Source organism: Pseudomonas spelaei, assembly GCF_009724245.1.
Classification (GTDB): Bacteria; Pseudomonadota; Gammaproteobacteria; order Pseudomonadales; family Pseudomonadaceae; genus Aquipseudomonas; species Aquipseudomonas spelaei.
The window spans coordinates 63699-80542 of record NZ_WNNK01000012.1 but is presented as its reverse complement, the minus strand read 5'-3'; the positions used below and the strand labels follow the sequence as shown (position 1 = coordinate 80542).

Genomic DNA, 16844 nt, shown 5'->3' with positions numbered 1-16844 from the left:
TCATAGCGGTCAAATGGATGTCATTGCATCCCTGTAATCTGTTTTCGATTCAAAATACAGGCTATGGATATTCGATCCGGGAATGCCCACCTGTCATAAGGAAATAAACGATCTAACCGGGGGCAAAAATAGTGAATCGCCCAACCTCTGGAAGCCTCAAACACGCGCCACGATAAAAATGCGCTTGAAGGGAAACAAGGTTCGGCCATCAGACTCAGGTGGATACTCCTCATGCACGCGCTTGAGGTATTCGCCGAGAAAACGTTTCCGCTCCTGATCATCCAGTGTCAGCAGCACCGGACGCAGCGCCGACACCTTTACCCAGTCAAAAATCGGCGATTTTCCGTCGACCACCTGCAGGTGTTCGGTCTCCCATATGTCCAGGTCCTGGGTCAGCGGTGCCAACAAACGGTAATAGCAATCCAGCGAGAGTACTCGCCGCTCAGCCATGGAGCGACGCAGCGCCTCGGTGCCCAGGGGCTTGCCGCCAACACCGGCATGTTCCAGGGTTTCCAGCATCAGCCGATACCAATGGGCCTCCCGCCAGTTGGGCATATGGGCGGCCAGGCATCCGCCAGGCTTGAGCTGGCTCAACAGGCGTGGCATCAGTTGTTCATGCCCGTTGATAAAATGAAGCACCGCCGCTGCCAGCAACAAGTCCGCCGGTTGTTCAGCGTGCCACTCCAGCAGATTACGCCGTTGCCACAGTGCCCGAATGGGAAGGTAGGTCGCCTCGGCAAGCATTTCGGCAGAGCTGTCGACCCCAATCAGTTCCGCATTGGGCCAACGCTGGGCCAACAAGTGGGTAGCAATGCCTGTACCGCAACCCAAGTCGTAAATCAGTTGTGGATTCTCGACAGTGATGTGATCAAGCAATTCAATCACTGGACGTTCACGTAACTGGGCAAACTTGAGATAAGTCGACGGGTCCCATTGGGTACTGGCCGCGCTTGCCGGTATGGGTTTCACGATCATGAGGTTGACCTCCAGGTCGTATTACAGTTGTCGTCCAATGACATTCAGCGTTCGCAGGACCAGGCCGACACCGCGCCGGGTGTCGGGTTCGCGCAGTAACATCAGTAAGCCATAAAGGCTGTCAGGTGTTGTCTGCGCCCGAGTTTGTGCCTTGGCCATGCGCAAGGCATTGCCCAGCTCCCAACTGACAGACGTAGCCTGATCGAACAGGCCTGCCAGTTTTTCAACCATCGCCACGTCGATTAGATCAATCGCATGGGAGGTCACCGAGATCAGGTCGATCACGTTGTCCAGCCGGCCGCTGTCGACCAGAGGCTGCAGTTTGTTCAGCAAGGCCTGTAGCGCAATGTCGTGTTCCGTTGGCGCTGTTGAGGCACAGCTATCTTCGGGGATTGATCCTTCCATTTCGGCATACTCCTCCTGGTGTCAGGTCAAAGCATTCCGCGTGCAACGGCCCAATAAAGGCCGCGATTGAAGCCTTCGCGTAATAGACCACCGAGTTTGTTTGGGGGGGTGGGTAATACATCATGTGTGTAGTCGTACCAGAGCGGCATGCCGGCATTGAGGCCCATTTGTGCGACGGCCTGGACACGCCCGTCGTACACCGCATCTGCCGAGCCGTGACGAATTTGACCGGCGATGTTGTTGGCAATTACGGGGGCCTGGTTATGGCATGCCCCTCCGGCTTTGCTCACGGGCAAATCGACGGTGTCACCGATCACGTAGACATTCTCCAGGCCATACACCTGAAGCGTTTCGTGATGGGTTGGCAACCAGCCTTCGTTGTTTTGTGCCTGTGATGCACCCGATTCGAGAACGGCATCGACAGCGCGGATGGGCGGGGTCGCCATCAAGATATCGAAGGGCTGGGCCTCGCCTTCTGCGGAGTAGGCGATACGTTGATCCGGGTCGACAGCTTTCAAGGTAAAGCCGCGCTGAAAACGAATGCCGCGCTGTTCAAAAAGGCTGGGCAAAACCTCCCCAGTGGGCCGTTGCAAGAAGAGGCAATTGCGCATCAGCTGTGCCGTACTGGGATAGGTGTAGATGATTTCGACCTTGTCGCGCACACCCCGCCGACGCAAAAAGTCATCGAGCATCAGCGTGGTTTCCACCGGGGCGATGCCACATTGATGGGGCACATTGGGTGTTTGCGGAAACGACACCGTAATGAAAATCCGGCCCTGCTTGATCGTGTTCAGGCGTTGCGCCAATTGCCGCGCAGGCTCGTATTGATAGAAATGGTCACCGGCTTCCTTGAGCCCTTCAATCCGCTCCGGTGCGGGTACACACCCGGTGGCAATCACCAGAATGTCGTATTCGTAGCGTCTCCCGCTTCGGGCACTCAGGGTTTGTCCGGCGAAGTCAAAGCCGGTGATCTCATCAACCATGAAGTCGATTTCGGGTCTTAGCAGCGAACGCTCCGAGCGCTTCAACTCGTCCTGAAAAAACAAGTTGAAGGCCACGTACATAAACGCAGGCTTGTAGAAATGATCTGGGCTATTGGATATCAGGCTGATCTGCACTTCACCCCGAAGGATCTCCGGGTACAACTTGGTGACCAGTTGGTTAGCCAGCATCGTGCCGCCTACCCCGCCTCCGACCAAGATGATGCGTGTTTTCACCTTTCTTGCCTCCGTGCAGATAAAAACTCCCTACAAAGAACCTAGTCAAGAAACGCAAGGGGGCTAGACGGATAGGCGATAAGAGGAGCACTGCTAACTTCCACCGTTTAAACATTGCCCAGCTCAGGATTGGTCAGAAATAGCGAACAGTCTATCCAGTCATCACAGGCTTATCTTTAAACCGGCGCTCTCTAGACTGTGGTTCACCTCATACCCGCCAGGAGTTACCTCATGACAGACCACTCGATCAAAGGCAAAGTCGTTCTCATTGCAGGCGGCGCCAAGAACCTGGGCGGGTTGATTGCCCGCGACCTGGCGCAACAGGGCGCCAAGGCCCTGGTGGTTCACTACAACAGCGCCGCGAGCAAGAGCGACGCCGACGCAACCGTCGCGGCCATCAAGGCCCTGGGTGCCGAAGCGGTGGCCCTGCAGGCGGACCTGACGTCGGCCGGTGCTGTCGAGAAGCTGTTTTCCGACGCCGTAGCGGCGGTCGGCAAGCCAGATATCGCCATCAATACCGTCGGCAAAGTCCTGAAAAAACCGATGTCCGAAATCAGCGAGAAAGAATACGACGACATGATGGCCGTCAACGCCAAGACAGCATTCTTCTTCATCAAGGAGGCCGGCAAACACCTCAACGACAATGGCAAGATCTGCTCCATCGTCACCTCCCTGCTCGGTGCCTATACGCCGTTTTATGCGGCCTATGCAGGCGGTAAAGCCCCCGTCGAACACTTCACCCGGGCGGCCTCCAAGGAGCTTGGTGAGCGCGGGATTTCGGTGACAGCGGTGGGGCCAGGGCCGATGGATACGCCGTTCTTCTATCCCGCCGAAGGTGCTGACGCGGTCAGCTACCATAAAACAGCCGCCGCTTTGTCGCCCTTCTCCCAGACAGGCCTTACCGACATCCAGGACGTGATTCCGTTTATTCGCCACTTGGTCAGCGATGGCTGGTGGATTACCGGTCAGACTATCCTGATCAACGGTGGCTACACGACCAAGTAAATCGCTGCCTGAAATGACGATGCAACAGGATGAGTACCAAAGGCATGGATAAAATTGAACAGTACCGTGTCTTCGTCCAGGTCGCCGAACGGGAGAGTTTCATCAAGGCTGCCCAAGCGCTCAAGCTGCCTCGGGCCTCGGTCTCGGCTGCTATCCAGCAATTGGAAGCCACCCTCGGTACTCGACTGCTGCATCGCACCACACGCAACGTTTGCCTGACAGCCGACGGCGCACAGTTACTTGAACGGGCACGGCAGGTGCTGATCGATATCGAAGCCCTTGATCAGCTGTTTCAGCCTATTGAGAACCAGGTAACCGGACGACTCAATGTCGACGTGCCCAGTCGCATCGCCCGTCGCCTGATGGTCCCTGCCCTGCCCGACTTCCTGGCCAGTCACCCTGGACTCCAACTGGCCCTGGGCTCGACGGACCGGGCCATCGACCTGATTCATGAAGGCGTTGATTGCGTCATTCGCTTCGGTACGCCGCACAACAGCAGCCTGGTGGTGAAGCCATTGGGACGTGCCGTGCTGATCAACTGTGCGAGCCCGGGGTACCTTGCCAAATTTGGTATTCCAAAGCATCCCGATGACCTGGTTAACGGCCATATGAGTGTTGGCTACACCTCGGGGGTCTCAGGTCACGAGTCGGCTTGGGAATACCTGTTGGACGGCGTTGAGCAAGCCCGGCAGTTACCCAGTAATATCGTTGTCAACAATGCAGAAAACTACATCGCTTGCTGCTGCGCGGGGCTGGGGTTGATCCAGGTTCCGCTGTTCGATGTGCAGCACCTGATCGATTCAGGGGAGTTGGTGGAGGTCATGCCCAAGTACCGCCCAGCGCCTATGGATGTTTCGGTGCTGTATCCGGACCGTCGCCAACGCTCTCTGCGCTTGAGTGTGTTTATCGAATGGTTTGGGGAGCTGATTTCGCCCTATCTTGAACCGTGACTTTGCCGGTTTGGCGAAGCAAAAAGCCCCCTCAACAGCAATGGCACGCCTTACCCCTGGCGTGCTCAAAAATCCACCCCATGTAAGGTTTATTTAAAAACCGGCACTGCCGTTGAGTGAGCGTTTTTTTTCAGGTATTCACGCAACCGGCCCCCAATCTCTTCAATTTTTGCCTCTGCAGCCTGCAAGGCCTTTGCGTTGGTATGTACGGAGTAGTTACCCAAAGCAAGGTCGTAGGGATGAGGTTTGGCGGAGCCCATCACAAACACAGCGTCTTCTGTTTTCGCCTCCAGCGTAATTGCATGACTACCGGGTTCGAACACCACCATCTCTCCCATATTGACCCGCTCGGGCAGGTGCAGGGTTCCTCGGCTGACACTCAACCACAACGATTCATGCCCTTTGGGCGGTACGTACGTCCAGGACTCTCCGGCCGGTATCGTTACCAGCAGGTAATTGATTCCATCAGGCGCACGGACCGGACTTTTGACCCCCTGATACGCGCCAATGACCAAGCGTGCCGGGCCTACTTGCGGTATCGCGTGTGACTCCAGGTATTGGCTATCAACACTCGCGCTTTCCAATTCAGGCGGCAGTGCAATCCAGAGTTGAAACCCTTGAACTCTCTTCGACGTGCCGGCTGACATCTCTTTTCCGTGCCAAACCCCTCCCCCTGCACGCATCCATTCAACACCGCCGTAATCGATTGTCCCCGTGCCAGAGTCTGCGTCATCGAAATGCATGTTTCCCTCTGTAATGACTGTGATGGTTGCGATCCCCGAGTGCGGGTGCATGGGCATACGCTCCGGGAGCGAACTGTCGCCGTCAAACAGGTCAAGAAAAACGAAAGGCTTGATGAGATGACCAAGGTCTGAGGGGCTCATCAGTCGCACAATAGGGCCGTGACCTCTACCGATTGTGCGGTAGCTTATTTGGCGCTGTACATTTTGCTCAGCAAGATTCGCGGTGCGCATATTTTTTCCTCAAGCAATAAGTGGTCCGCCGAGCGCTAAGGATGGTCAGCGGCAGCCTGTGATGTGAGCCCATCTTAGGCGTTAGCAATTAACTTAATTAGTAGCTAGAGTTGGCTTTCACTCATCCATTTTTGGCGCAATGACGTGTTCGACTTAAATGACGTGGCTGTTTTTGTTCAGATCGTCGACGCAGGAAGCTTCGCAGGAGCAGCCCGCCGTACCGGGACGCCACCCAACACGCTCAGCCGGCGGGTGAAGCAGCTAGAGGAGATCATGGGGGTCCGCCTGCTGCATCGCTCTACTCGCAAGTTGGTACTTACAGATGCCGGTGAGGCACTGTATGAGCGAAGCGCTAACCAGGTAATGGATTTGATGGAGGTGAGCCGCCAACTCGTGCAAGGGAACCAGGAACCAACGGGCCGAGTAAGGGTGGCGGCACCGGCAGATTTCTTCGAGATTTTCCAGATGGATTTTGTCGCCGGCTTCCTCGCTCAGTATCCCAAAGTGAGGCTCGATTTTGTCCTGAACGATCAGCGGGCGGATCTGATCGCAGAGGGGATAGACCTGGCTTTCAGATCTGGAGCGTTATCCGACTCAAGCCTGGTTGCTCGCAAGATCAGCACCGGGCGGCGCATCCTCGCTGCGAGCCGTACATACCTTGATGCTTATGGAACGCCTGAAAATGTTTATGCGCTGGGCGAACATGCCTGTATTCGTACCTCTCCTTCATCTGCGCAGACCCATTGGCACCTTGTCGGCCCGCAAGGCTCTCTCCAGATTGACGTCAGTGGGCAGTTTTGTGCCAGTACGGCGCAGTCCCAATTGAAAGCTTCCATAGCGGGCCTGGGTATCTGTTTGCTCCCTGAACCCATTTTGCGCTCGAGCTTGGTGAGTGGGCATCTTGTCCAGGTCTTACCTTCCTATAGCCAGCAAAACAACGACTTATCTATTCTTTATCCCAGTCGTAAACAAATACCTTTGGCCGTCAGCACGTTTGTGGTGCAAGCAATTGCCCACCTTCAGGAACAAAACACCTGATAAGTACCCCACACGCTGCGTAGCCAGAGCAGTGCAGATAATGAACCACAGAAACTGCACGGCACCGCCGATCACGTAGCGCCAGGCTCACCAGGCTTGATAAACCGTAAATGTTAAGGTTTTGATTTATGAGCGTCATGAAACCTTGGCTTAGCCTTTGGGCTTTTGTGGCGCGCATTTACGCTGCATCAGGTACAAAATTTTTGGCAACCCTGCAATGTTATTGGGGGCAATGCCCTGATGAGGCCGAGGTAGTTTCAGACAGGGAAAAGTGCGTACTCTCATACTCACCCAATGCGTGTATTGCGCTCGAAATGACGGTTTTTCCATCAAGCAAGGAACGAACATGACACGGATTTTCAAGCTGTCGGAGAACATCTACCAGGCGGTGGACTCAGTACTCAGACACGGTTACGCAGCGCTGGAAGGCACTGAGTCATCTGCGGTTCCGTACGCCAAGAAAGTACTGAACGCGCTCTCTGTCTACCCAGAGGTCTCTGCCATAACATCCTTTCGTTTAACAGCGAAGCAGGGATACCTCTACTTCGTTTATGACACCAACAAACTCAAGCATGAAAAGGTCATCTCGCTGATTGATGCGGTAGACCTCAGAAGCTGACCTCAACACCTGTTGTTCCCTCCGTCAAGGCATGCCCGTCCTGCGCGGGCAATCAACGCGCCAAAACCGGTCTACCCCCTACGACGAACGGTCACCGAAATCGGTCATAGACCGGACTTTTTAGTACGATCGTACTTACTTATACGTTACTGTTGCCTGGCTTCCTTGTCGTCAAAGCCGACGCCGGCGATCGGGAGCACCCTGAACCAAACGCACAAAAATAACTTCAATGCACGTTTGTTTAGCCCGACGTATCAGCCTCCACCGTCGACCATCGGTGTTGATCGCAGGGCCCAAGGAGAACGTAAATGGCTATGTTCGATTACAAGGGGCAAGACGCCCGCGTCCTGATTTCAGATGCCTGGAACCTCGCCACCTACACCAGTGGTGTAGCGACCGTAGGCGCCCTCTACAACATCCCGGGACTGGTCCTGGGCGAGGGCAACACCTTCGCACTGCCCAAGGGCTGGCGCGAGATCGGTGCCAGCGAACTGAACGTTGATAACAGCCACACCGACCTCACTGGCAGCTTCACGGGCGAGAACGTGTTCGGCTCCCAGGCCCGGGTTTTCGGCCAATACAACGACAGCGGCCAGTTGCTGAAAATGGGCTTTTCCATCGCCGGCACCAACTCGCCGATTGACCTGCTGGGCTGGCCGGCAATGATCGACAACTCCTACATTCGCGGCTACGACTACCTGCTCGACTCGATCAAGGACTATGCCACCGACCACAACCTGAGCGGCAAGGATGTACTGGTGACCGGCTACAGCCAGGGCGGCTCGGTGACCAACAGCATGTTCCTGGGCAAAGACACGCTGGCAGACGGCTTTTTCAAGGATTCGGACTACTTCGGCATGGAGTCACCCAAATCCAGCAACAGCGAGGGGATCTTCAATTTCGGCTTCGAAAACGATGTGGTGCACCGTCTCATTGGCCAGCAAACCGATCTGGGCAGCGCGATCATCGACGCACTGAAAGGCAGCGATGCGAGTTACACCTCAACCACCGACAACATCGTGCTGTTCGACACGGTCTACGCCCTGCCCACCTGGCCCAACGGCCCGTTCTCCATCGCCAACCTGAGCGGCTGGGCCGCGCACCTCGAAGGGATCTTCATCAACCCCATCCAGCGCATCGGTCAATCGACGTTCTACGACCACATCGAGCGTGACAGCACCGTCATCATCAGCAACCTCGACCCGATCAGTCGCAGTTTCACCTGGGTCAGCGACAAACAAACCGCCACCTCCAATCACTTCGGCACACCAGCCTTCCTGCTGGGCACCGACAGTGCAGACAAGCTGCAGGACGGTCGCAGCGATGACTTTCTCGACGGTTTCAGCGGCAACGACAGTTTTCGGGTGAGCACCGGCACTGACATCGTCGCCGGTGGCGATGGCAATGACAAAGTCTTCCTCAAGGGCGCCGCCGCCTCCTACGAGGCTATACAACTGAGCGATGGCACCCTGTTTCTCAACGACACCAGTGGCCAGTACGGCCTTAAAGAGCTGCATAACGTCGAGCATGTCGAGTTCGAAACCAGCCTGGCCAACGCCCTAGGCCAATTGCCCATTATCGGTGGCCTCTTCAGCGACATCGGGCAAACTCTGACGCCGGCCTACACCGTCACCAGCGGCAAGCTGGACTACGAAGGCTGGTTCGGCGCCGACAAGGCCTACGCCAAAGCCATTGAAGGCACCCAACTGGCGGACACCCTCAAAGGCACCGCCGCACGGGACCTGATGTTCGGCCAGGGGGGCAATGATCGGCTCGAGGGTGGCGCCGGTAACGATCTGCTGCACGGCGGCGATGGTAACGACACCCTGCTCGGCGGCACGGGAAACGATGCCCTGTATGGCGGCAGCGGCAACGACATTCTGATCGGCGGCCAGGGCAACGACCAACTCAGCGGTGGCGTGGGCAGCGACCTGTTTGTGTTCGATCAGCAAGGATTCGGCCATGACCGGATCAGCGACTTCAACATCCATCAGAACGGGCATGATGTGCTGGTGTTCTCCAAGTCGCTGTTTGCCTCAACCGACGCCGTCCTCGGCGCCACCACTCAGAACGGCAGTGACAGCGTGATCCTGGCGGGCGACAGCAGCATCACCCTGGTAGGGTTCAGCGCCGCACAACTGAGTGCGCAGATGATCAGCCTGGTTTGATGTTGATTGGCCCTGGAGGTCGAAGGTGAAAATCCCGCAGAGTCTCTGACTCCGCGGGATTTTCTTGCTCGCCGTTTCATGGCGGTCGAGCACTCCAATGCAACAAAAAATCAGCAAGCGCCCTGATCAGCCTTTGCCCTTGTTCTTGTTCTTCGCGCTGCCCTGCCGAGCCTTGAATCGCGGATTGGATTTGCAGATCACGTAGATCCGGCCCCGGCGCTTCACAATCTGGCAATCGCGGTGACGGTTTTTCGCTTCTTTGAGTGAGGACAACACTTTCATAGAGGAGGCTCCTTGCATCAAGTTGAGATGTAATAACATATCTTAAATGCAAATAAGAATACTTATCAACTTCTATTCTCAAGGTTACGCGCCCTCGTGCTGATGGATCCAAGAGCGAGAAGACTCGCAACATGGGCCTACACGGCACTCAAAGGAAAAACACCGATGCCGAAACCTCCATACTGACTGCATATTTTAACGGCACCTTGGGCCCACTATTGGTCCGAGGTGACAATCATGAAAAAGCGTCGTCTGAATTGGGGCCAAGGAGCCCGGGTGGTGATCTGTACCAGCGTACTGGGGCTTGTTCCGCTCGCCCGGGCCGCAACCGAGGAGGATCCATGGGAGCGGATCAACCGTCCCGTCTTCAGCTTTAACGATACCGTGGACACCTATGCCTTCAAGCCTTTGGCCCAAAGCTATCAGTTCGTCACGCCCACCGTAGTGCAAACCGGTATCCACAACTTTCTCAGCAATATCGGTGATGTGAAGAACCTGACGAATAATCTCCTGCAAGGCAAACTCCATTCTGCTGGCGTGGATACCGGGCGTTTGCTGATGAACAGCACGATTGGTCTGGTGGGCCTGGTAGACGTCGCAACCCCCATGGGTCTTAAGCGCAACGACGAAGACTTTGGCCAGACGCTGGGGCACTGGGGCGTCGGCAGTGGGCCCTATGTGGTGTTGCCGCTGATGGGGCCCAGTACGCTTCGCGATGCTCCGGCGCGGTATATCGACACCTATGCAGCGCCATACAGTTACATGGACGACATCCGCACCCGCAACGCCTTGTACGGCGCCACGTTGCTGGACGGCCGCAGCCAGATGCTCAAAGCCGGCAAGCCGGTCACCGGCGACAAATACGTTTTTGTGCGCAATGCCTATCTGCAAGGACGCGAGTTCAAGATCAAAGATGGGCGGGTCGAAGATGATTTCTGACCAACCCCTTAATTACGCTACGGCAGCAACTGCAGACTGAAAGTCGTGCCCTTGAGGCTTCCAGCATGACGGTCATATTCAAACGGGCCCCCATTAACGCGCCCAAAAATGCGAGAGTTTCAAGGACTGGCCGACCCGTTTCGGGGTAAATTCGGCCTGCACTCCACTCCCCATTTCACTTAAGGATGAGCAACATGGCTAATGATCTGGAGCAGTCAGGTTCCACCACTACCACCCAGACCACCACCTCGCTGGAGCAGGTGAAAACCGGGCGGGTTCTGAATTTCAACTGGGCCCCGAACGCCAACACCACGACCACCATCGTCTCGGCGGACTTCGTCGATTACCGGGTCGATACTACCCAGGGCAGCCCCACGGGGGACAGTCACTCCATTGCGCGGTTTACCTATGCCCAGGGCAACGGTGGTGGACAAATCAGCCAGTTGTTTCTCGAAGAGATGCGTGCCGGCGTGCGTGCCAACACCCGGATCGGGCTGTTGGTGGGGCGCAAATGGGTCCTGGACCCTAATGGCGAAGTGTCGGGCAGCGTCGGCACCTATGTGATCGAGCAATTTGATGACATGCGCGCCAGCGTCAACTACGTCGGCACCTTCGCACGGGTCTTCGCCGATCCACGGATGGTCAGTTACCACGCCGGTGGCCACGTGCACCCCAACGTTTCGATCACCGCCAGCCAGGCCCTGACGATGGCGGACTCGGGCAAGTCGATCCTGGTGATCAGTAACACCGACGTCACGCTCACCCTGGGTGACGATGTGACAGAAGGGTTCAAGGTCACTTTGATTCAGGCCGCGGCCGGCAGGATCAATATTGCGGTATCGGCCAGTCATGTGATCTACAGCAACGCCGGCACTCGCACCCAAACACTCAGTCCACTGGATGAACTGGAGGTCAGCACCTTCCCGTTCGGCCCGGTGTACCTCGCCTTCCGCGTCAGACCTGCCGCCTAGTCGCCCACCGGGGCCTGGATGGGATCAGGCCCCTGACCGTTAAAATCATATTCGAACGCCCTCGGTAAATCGCGCTCCGGTCGCCGCTCGCCCAACTGCTACGCTGTTCACTCCAGGGAGGAACACCGATGCCGAACGCTGACCTACTTCTCACCTCTGCTTTCCAGGCTCAACGAAAACCAGCTCGCTCTTGGGGCTGCCATCATGGAACTTTCAAATTGGGTCGAGCAGCAAGGCAGCATCGAAGTCGCCGAGAACTTACGCAGCACACTGGACACCCTCGGCAGGAACGAAGAGTTCATCAAGCTGACCCTCGCCGTACTCATGACACCTGACTGATCGTCGAAAAGTTAGTGCGTCCGCAGACACGTCATCGATTAAACCATTATAGAAAATCCAACCAAGTCAAAATAAAACAGAAGGGGTTTGTATGATAAGCAGAAGAGTATTTACCTACGGACTAGGCGCACTACCTTTAATTTACTCGGCAGCCTCCTCATCGAAAAACATATCAGAATCATCAAAAACACCCAATATTTCAGAGGCAGAAAAATCAAAACACGAAAAATTCATGAAAATGGCGATTGAACAAGCGAAAAACAATAAAACCTACCCCTTTGGGGCGGTAATAGTAAATGAAGAAACAGGCGAGGTTATGGCTGAAGGCGTGAACTCTGGCGCCATGAACCCAATCAACCACGGAGAGATTGTTGCCATTAACAACTTTGTTGATAAACACGGCAACAGTGGCTTCAAGAGCCTGACTCTGTATACAACTGGAGAACCATGCTCTATGTGCATGAGCGCGATTGCATGGTGCGGTATACCCAGAGTCGTCTGGGCCAGTTCTATAGAAAAAATCAGGGCATCGGGGATTGGACAGATTAGTATCAGCGCATTGGAAGTTGCGGAGAAAGCCAAGGAGTTTTACCAACCGGACTCATTGATAGCTGGAGTTCTTGCCAGTGAATCTGACAAATTATTCGATCAACGGCATAACAAATGACCCTATGAAAAACAATAAGTCAGCCCTGCTTCTGCTGTCATTGCTCGTAATAGCTACAACCGGCTGCCAACAGGAGCCGACACCCGTCTATAACGGGCCCTTCGGCCTGCAGATGGGCATGACCGCCGAGCAGGCCCGGGCAGTCACCAAGGTACTGGGCAGCAATGATCGGCGTCACATCATGCTAGTCGAGCGCCCGCCAAGGCCAATTATCGGGTTTGATGAGTTGTCACTCAAGTTTGGTAAAGAGGCCGGGCTATGTGAAATTTATACGGCGGTCGAGATGCCCGCAGACACGCAGGACTTAGCTATTCGCGCCCGCTTCGAAGAACTGACCCGGCTACTTGCCCAGCGCTATGGCGCGCCCTCGGTAGCCATCGACCAGGCGGTGGATGACGAACGAAAGCAGGTCCTCGTGTCGCAGTGGCTGGCATCCCAAGGGGCGAGCCTGGAAGGAGCGCTGGAAGCTGTTCTGACAGTCGGCAGGCGTGATGTCGACCCCATCAGTATCGGCCTGTCCATTTCCGGACCCGGGTCCGAACAGTGCCAGCAAGAGCAGCGCGAGGGAACGAACGACGCCTCTTGAATCACACAGCAGGACGGTCATTGGTCGCCGGCGTCGGTGGGTTTATGCAGTTAAAACGTTAGCGTGACGGCATACTTGTCGAGGCAGAACACAAGTTTGAGGCCTGACAATTCGTTAAGACTGACGGGTGACCAAGATGAAGAGACCTGAAGGTGCACCCGGTGCGTTCCAAGCCGCCTGGAACAGCCACGACATGACGGCTCTTGGCAGTCTGTTCGATCAAGACGCGACGTTCGTGAATCGTTTCGGACACTATGTCCAGGGTATTGAAGAAATCGTGGCGCTCCACGCTCCCATTCACGAAACGATCTATCGCGACTCTACGCTACAGAATGAGCTCATCGATATTGCTCATATTACTGACGGCGTGGCGGTCATCCATTTCTGGAGTCGCCTAGCCGCCGGACCAGCCCATCCAGCTGGACCACACGTAGTGGATACACTGATTCTCGCAGTGTTGGTAAGACAGAACGAGACCTGGCGCATTCGAGCGCTGGAGAATGTGACCCTGACAAATCCGCGGACCGGTGAGGCAATCTTGCGCGACGGGAGAACAGCGTGAAGTCCGCGCCATAGATCTGCTCCTCTGTGCTCAACCTAAAAGTCAGCTCTACCTAAATCGCTGCCCAAGAGGTGTGTAAGTTACCTTGAAAAATAAGAGCTTACGGGGCTTGACCCTTCGCTAAGCAATACATGCATCGTCAGGGAGAAGGAAACATGTCACCTCAGCCACAGCCACCCTGGCGGTCATCGGGATCACAACTCACGTCAACTGACACAGCCTGCAGCGCAAACACTACCCACAATGAAACGTAGAGCCGTTGCCCTGCCTGCGGCACGCGTCTCTATCGCGAGCCTGCATGTTGTCGATGCTTGGATTGCCGGTGGTTTCTGGATCGTGCCTAACGGGAGTGCCGGGGTGGTTTAGCGCCTCTTGCCCCTCGATGTGTAACTCTCGTGGCACGGGTTTCGCCTCTGGCGGCGATGCCGGTTTAGGCAACTGATTGATGGTCTCACCAAAGCGCTGGAGTAACGGACCTTGCGGCAACTCATCAGCCACGGCCGTGGCCGATATGACCAAGGTCAACAATACCGTCTCGTATCCCTTAAAAACGTTCAACACCGGCCCCTTTGAGCGAGCTGACTAAGTAGTCAGAGTTAAGCACTTGTGCACTCAAGCAAGAAAAAGCTGCCCGTCCGACAGCCTGACACTCGGTGATCTGTCGTACGCCATGCATGGACGGGCAATAGATTGTCGGCGAAACGATTCAGCAATGTCACTGACTGAACTGTTATTGAACTGTAAATCCCTGCCCCTTCAACGTCAGCCGCTGTAGAGCGGCCACCAGATGCAAAAAGCCCAGCGGGTGGGCCGGGCTTCTCGTCTAGGGCTGGGCTTTAGTTGAGGCTGCTGCTCAGCGTTATCGAACCGGAAACGGAAGTTGCCCCATCAGCCCAACGATTGTCGCGGCAAAACGTCCATCAGGATCAAGATCAGGGTCGAAGACCGTAACCGTCATCCCCCTACACCTGTGATCGGCAACGAACGGAGTCAGGATCTTCACCAAATCATCGGGAGCGATACCTGGAGACCCAGGGCTATCGACTGCTGGCATGACAGCCCGGTCCAGCACATCAACATCAAGGTGTATCCAGAAGCCTTGCTCAGGCACCCGATTGAGCGTTTCACTGATACGTTTGACAACAACCGCAGGGCCGATCATCAGCGCCTCAAAAACATCTATTCGGTTGATGGCAGTGTTGTTTACGTCAGGCCATGCAAAATCTTCGTCCCTGCTTTCACGTTCGCCGATCTGGACAACATGGTTATCGGCCACCAACGGACCGGATATACCGGGCCATTCGGTCGCCAGGGGCTCACCTCGACCCGTCGCGAGCGCAAGGTCCATGCCTGCCACAGCACCCAAACTTTTCTCGGGGTCATAATTGCCAGGATGGCGAAAGTCGCTATGCCCATCAATATGAATAAGCGAAAGTGGACCTGCGGAGCGTGCACCTGCAAGTGCTCCCAGGAGAACCGAGCAGTCCCCTCCGATGACCAGTGCGAAGTCACCTTGCCGATTGGCTTCGCGTACTAAATCCGCAAGCGCGAGATTGAACAAACGCATGGTATAGCCGTTACGCAGACGTGTTCCCGATTGCGCGTCTGGACTATAGGTCGGACGCGGCAATTCTTTAAATGCGCACTCGCCTATCGCACGGAGCAGGCCAGCAGCAACCAGCGCGGCTGGCGCGCGCCAGGTACCGGGCTCGTGGTTTGGCCACAGAGGGCTGAGCCCCAGATTTGACGGCGCAGCGATCACTTGCATGAGATAGAACCGCGCATTGGCTATGCACCTGTCAGATTTCGCCTGGCTTGGCGGGACTGTAACATTGGGCACTCCTGCAAACTTAGGAAGGTGCTTTTTCACGATCGGGCTGATGGCAAACCCGCCCGACTCTCCTGAAGGACTGCTTTTACTGATCTGCCAATATCCGTTGAATAACTTGGTTCGATTTGTCCACCTTACGCTGACTCTCATCCAGCTTGGCCAGCGTGATCAGAGCCTTCCACAACGCCCATCCGCGACCTCGTGCCCAAGTTGCATCATCCAGAGCAAGGGCAGAACGAAAAATGTGTCGACTTTCTTCGCCCAACATTGTCCATGCGATCACCAAGTCACACGCTGGATCGCCCACGGCTGATGATCCGAAATCGATGACCGCGTGCAGCTTTCCATCCTTGACCAGCAAGTTGCCGCACGCAAGATCACCATGCACCCAGACATTCGGGTTACTCCATGTAGAGCCCATGGCAGCGCCCCAAACTTCCAGGGCTGAGGCGGTATCGATGCAGCCCGCGAGCAGCTCAAGTGCTCTGCGTGTTTCGCCGTCATAAACAGACAGCGAACCCCCTCGATAGAAGTTATGCAGGCCGGCCATTGGTGCGTCCGTGACATCGACCCGATGCAGATCGACAAGAAAGCTCGCAACTGAACGCGCAAACGCGTCCTCATTGTCGATAAGCCCCTCCTGCGCCGGCTCACCTTCCAGCCAAGCGTAGACAGACCAAGGCCATGGATAGTCGCTTGCCGGCGCTCCTTTGACGATTGGGACCGGGATAGGTAAAGGCAGGTGTGGAGCGAGCACCGGAAGCCATTTGTGCTCTTTCTCTACCTGAGCAACATAGGCAACTGCACTCGGAAGTCTCACCGACATTCGGTCACCCAGTCGAAAGGTCCGGTTGTCCCAGCCACCCGGTAAGACAGGCTCAACTGTCAGGTGCGCCCATTGAGGGTACTGCGTTGCAATCAGTCGCCGAACGAGAGCGGCATCTATCAACTCTACGGACTGCTTTTCTGTGTCGGGCATTACCCATTCCGTAATACTGATGAAGGAACAGCATAACGCAGTCTTTCAGAGAAAGACTGCGCTTGTGATGCGATTGCCAAGGGCGATACCTTGCGCGCGACCGCCTTTCAGGCGGCCCTGACACAAACCAACAAAAGCTGCAGTAACGGCGACTACAACACTCAGGCGCAGGTGAACACCAACCCCCAACGCCAGCAAAACGTGAACAAGGCGGCGGATGCGGTCAACGCAATTGGTGGCCTGTTCAAATATGTCCGAATGCCCTGTGAAAAAGGCCCACTTATGCCAGCTAGAAACTACAAAGCCCACATCAGTGGGCTTTGTTGAGTTAGCAGTC

Annotated in this window: 18 protein-coding genes and 1 pseudogene; 12 read left to right on the top strand and 7 right to left on the bottom strand. The window is 55.7% G+C overall.

What is annotated here, in order from left to right:
* Positions 1-156: 156 nt before the first annotated feature.
* Genes GNF76_RS15620 through GNF76_RS15610 form a run of 3 tightly spaced genes read right to left on the bottom strand, consistent with a single transcriptional unit; the run spans position 157 to position 2597 of the window.
* A complete protein-coding gene (locus GNF76_RS15620) occupies positions 157-975 on the bottom strand; it encodes a methyltransferase domain-containing protein (protein WP_155584041.1) in 819 nt (272 codons plus the stop codon).
* A gap of 21 nt (positions 976-996) precedes the next feature.
* Positions 997-1380 (bottom strand): DUF1641 domain-containing protein, encoded by a 384-nt coding sequence (locus GNF76_RS15615; protein WP_155584040.1) that lies wholly within the window; start codon positions 1378-1380, stop codon positions 997-999.
* Between the two features lie 26 nt (positions 1381-1406).
* On the bottom strand, positions 1407-2597 hold the full coding sequence (locus tag GNF76_RS15610; protein WP_178123352.1) for an NAD(P)/FAD-dependent oxidoreductase: 1191 nt from the start codon (positions 2595-2597) through the stop codon (positions 1407-1409).
* A 231-nt stretch (positions 2598-2828) separates the two neighbouring features.
* On the opposite strand from GNF76_RS15610, the gene GNF76_RS15605 reads away from it, so the two are divergent.
* Both GNF76_RS15605 and GNF76_RS15600 read left to right on the top strand, forming a co-directional pair.
* Positions 2829-3602, top strand: a complete 774-nt coding sequence (locus GNF76_RS15605; protein WP_155584038.1) for an SDR family oxidoreductase — start codon at positions 2829-2831, stop codon at positions 3600-3602.
* Positions 3603-3646: 44 nt separating this feature from the next.
* On the top strand, positions 3647-4552 hold the full coding sequence (locus GNF76_RS15600; protein WP_155584037.1) for a LysR family transcriptional regulator: 906 nt from the start codon (positions 3647-3649) through the stop codon (positions 4550-4552).
* Positions 4553-4641: 89 nt separating this feature from the next.
* Here GNF76_RS15600 and GNF76_RS15595 read toward each other — a convergent pair whose 3' ends face one another.
* Positions 4642-5526: a pirin family protein gene (locus tag GNF76_RS15595; RefSeq protein ID WP_246211919.1), complete on the bottom strand. Its 885-nt coding sequence runs from the start codon at positions 5524-5526 to the stop codon at positions 4642-4644.
* 144 nt (positions 5527-5670) lie between these two features.
* Between GNF76_RS15595 and GNF76_RS15590 the strand changes: the two genes are divergently transcribed.
* The 3 genes from GNF76_RS15590 to GNF76_RS15580 all read left to right on the top strand — a co-directional run bounded on the left by GNF76_RS15590 (position 5671) and on the right by GNF76_RS15580 (position 9351).
* Entirely contained in the window at positions 5671-6564 is an 894-nt protein-coding gene (locus GNF76_RS15590; RefSeq protein WP_178123351.1) for a LysR substrate-binding domain-containing protein, read from the top strand.
* Positions 6565-6910: 346 nt separating this feature from the next.
* Complete coding sequence (locus GNF76_RS15585) at positions 6911-7183, top strand: hypothetical protein (protein WP_155584036.1); 273 nt, start codon at positions 6911-6913, stop codon at positions 7181-7183.
* A 308-nt stretch (positions 7184-7491) separates the two neighbouring features.
* On the top strand, positions 7492-9351 hold the full coding sequence (locus tag GNF76_RS15580; RefSeq protein ID WP_155584035.1) for a calcium-binding protein: 1860 nt from the start codon (positions 7492-7494) through the stop codon (positions 9349-9351).
* Positions 9352-9477: 126 nt separating this feature from the next.
* Here the strand turns inward: GNF76_RS15580 and ykgO are convergent, their stop codons facing one another.
* Positions 9478-9633 carry a type B 50S ribosomal protein L36 gene (ykgO, locus tag GNF76_RS15575; protein WP_016969318.1) on the bottom strand — a complete coding sequence of 52 codons (156 nt, stop codon included), beginning with the start codon at positions 9631-9633 and terminating at the stop codon, positions 9478-9480.
* A gap of 237 nt (positions 9634-9870) precedes the next feature.
* Here ykgO and GNF76_RS15570 point away from each other — a divergent pair, with 237 nt between their 5' ends.
* The 6 genes and pseudogenes from GNF76_RS15570 to GNF76_RS15545 all read left to right on the top strand — a co-directional run bounded on the left by GNF76_RS15570 (position 9871) and on the right by GNF76_RS15545 (position 13697).
* Entirely contained in the window at positions 9871-10572 is a 702-nt protein-coding gene (locus GNF76_RS15570; RefSeq protein ID WP_155584034.1) for an MlaA family lipoprotein, read from the top strand.
* A gap of 194 nt (positions 10573-10766) precedes the next feature.
* Entirely contained in the window at positions 10767-11543 is a 777-nt protein-coding gene (locus tag GNF76_RS15565) for a hypothetical protein (protein ID WP_155584033.1), read from the top strand.
* Positions 11544-11671: 128 nt separating this feature from the next.
* Positions 11672-11882, top strand: a pseudogene (locus GNF76_RS15560) (hypothetical protein).
* Positions 11883-11973: 91 nt separating this feature from the next.
* Positions 11974-12549, top strand: coding sequence for a nucleoside deaminase (locus GNF76_RS15555; protein WP_155584032.1), 576 nt, complete (start codon positions 11974-11976; stop codon positions 12547-12549).
* Positions 12509-13135: a hypothetical protein gene (locus GNF76_RS15550; protein WP_343037825.1), complete on the top strand. Its 627-nt coding sequence runs from the start codon at positions 12509-12511 to the stop codon at positions 13133-13135. Before GNF76_RS15555 ends, GNF76_RS15550 begins: the two co-directional genes overlap by 41 nt.
* 136 nt (positions 13136-13271) lie before the next feature.
* Positions 13272-13697: an SgcJ/EcaC family oxidoreductase gene (locus GNF76_RS15545; RefSeq protein ID WP_155584031.1), complete on the top strand. Its 426-nt coding sequence runs from the start codon at positions 13272-13274 to the stop codon at positions 13695-13697.
* Positions 13698-14556: 859 nt separating this feature from the next.
* Here the strand turns inward: GNF76_RS15545 and GNF76_RS15540 are convergent.
* Complete coding sequence (locus GNF76_RS15540) at positions 14557-15465, bottom strand: arginase family protein (RefSeq protein ID WP_155584030.1); 909 nt, start codon at positions 15463-15465, stop codon at positions 14557-14559.
* A gap of 148 nt (positions 15466-15613) precedes the next feature.
* Positions 15614-16507, bottom strand: coding sequence for an aminoglycoside phosphotransferase family protein (locus GNF76_RS15535; protein ID WP_155584029.1), 894 nt, complete (start codon positions 16505-16507; stop codon positions 15614-15616).
* A gap of 90 nt (positions 16508-16597) precedes the next feature.
* On the opposite strand from GNF76_RS15535, the gene GNF76_RS15530 reads away from it, so the two are divergent.
* Positions 16598-16834, top strand: coding sequence for a hypothetical protein (locus GNF76_RS15530; protein WP_155584028.1), 237 nt, complete (start codon positions 16598-16600; stop codon positions 16832-16834).
* The last annotated feature ends 10 nt before the right edge of the window (positions 16835-16844 follow it).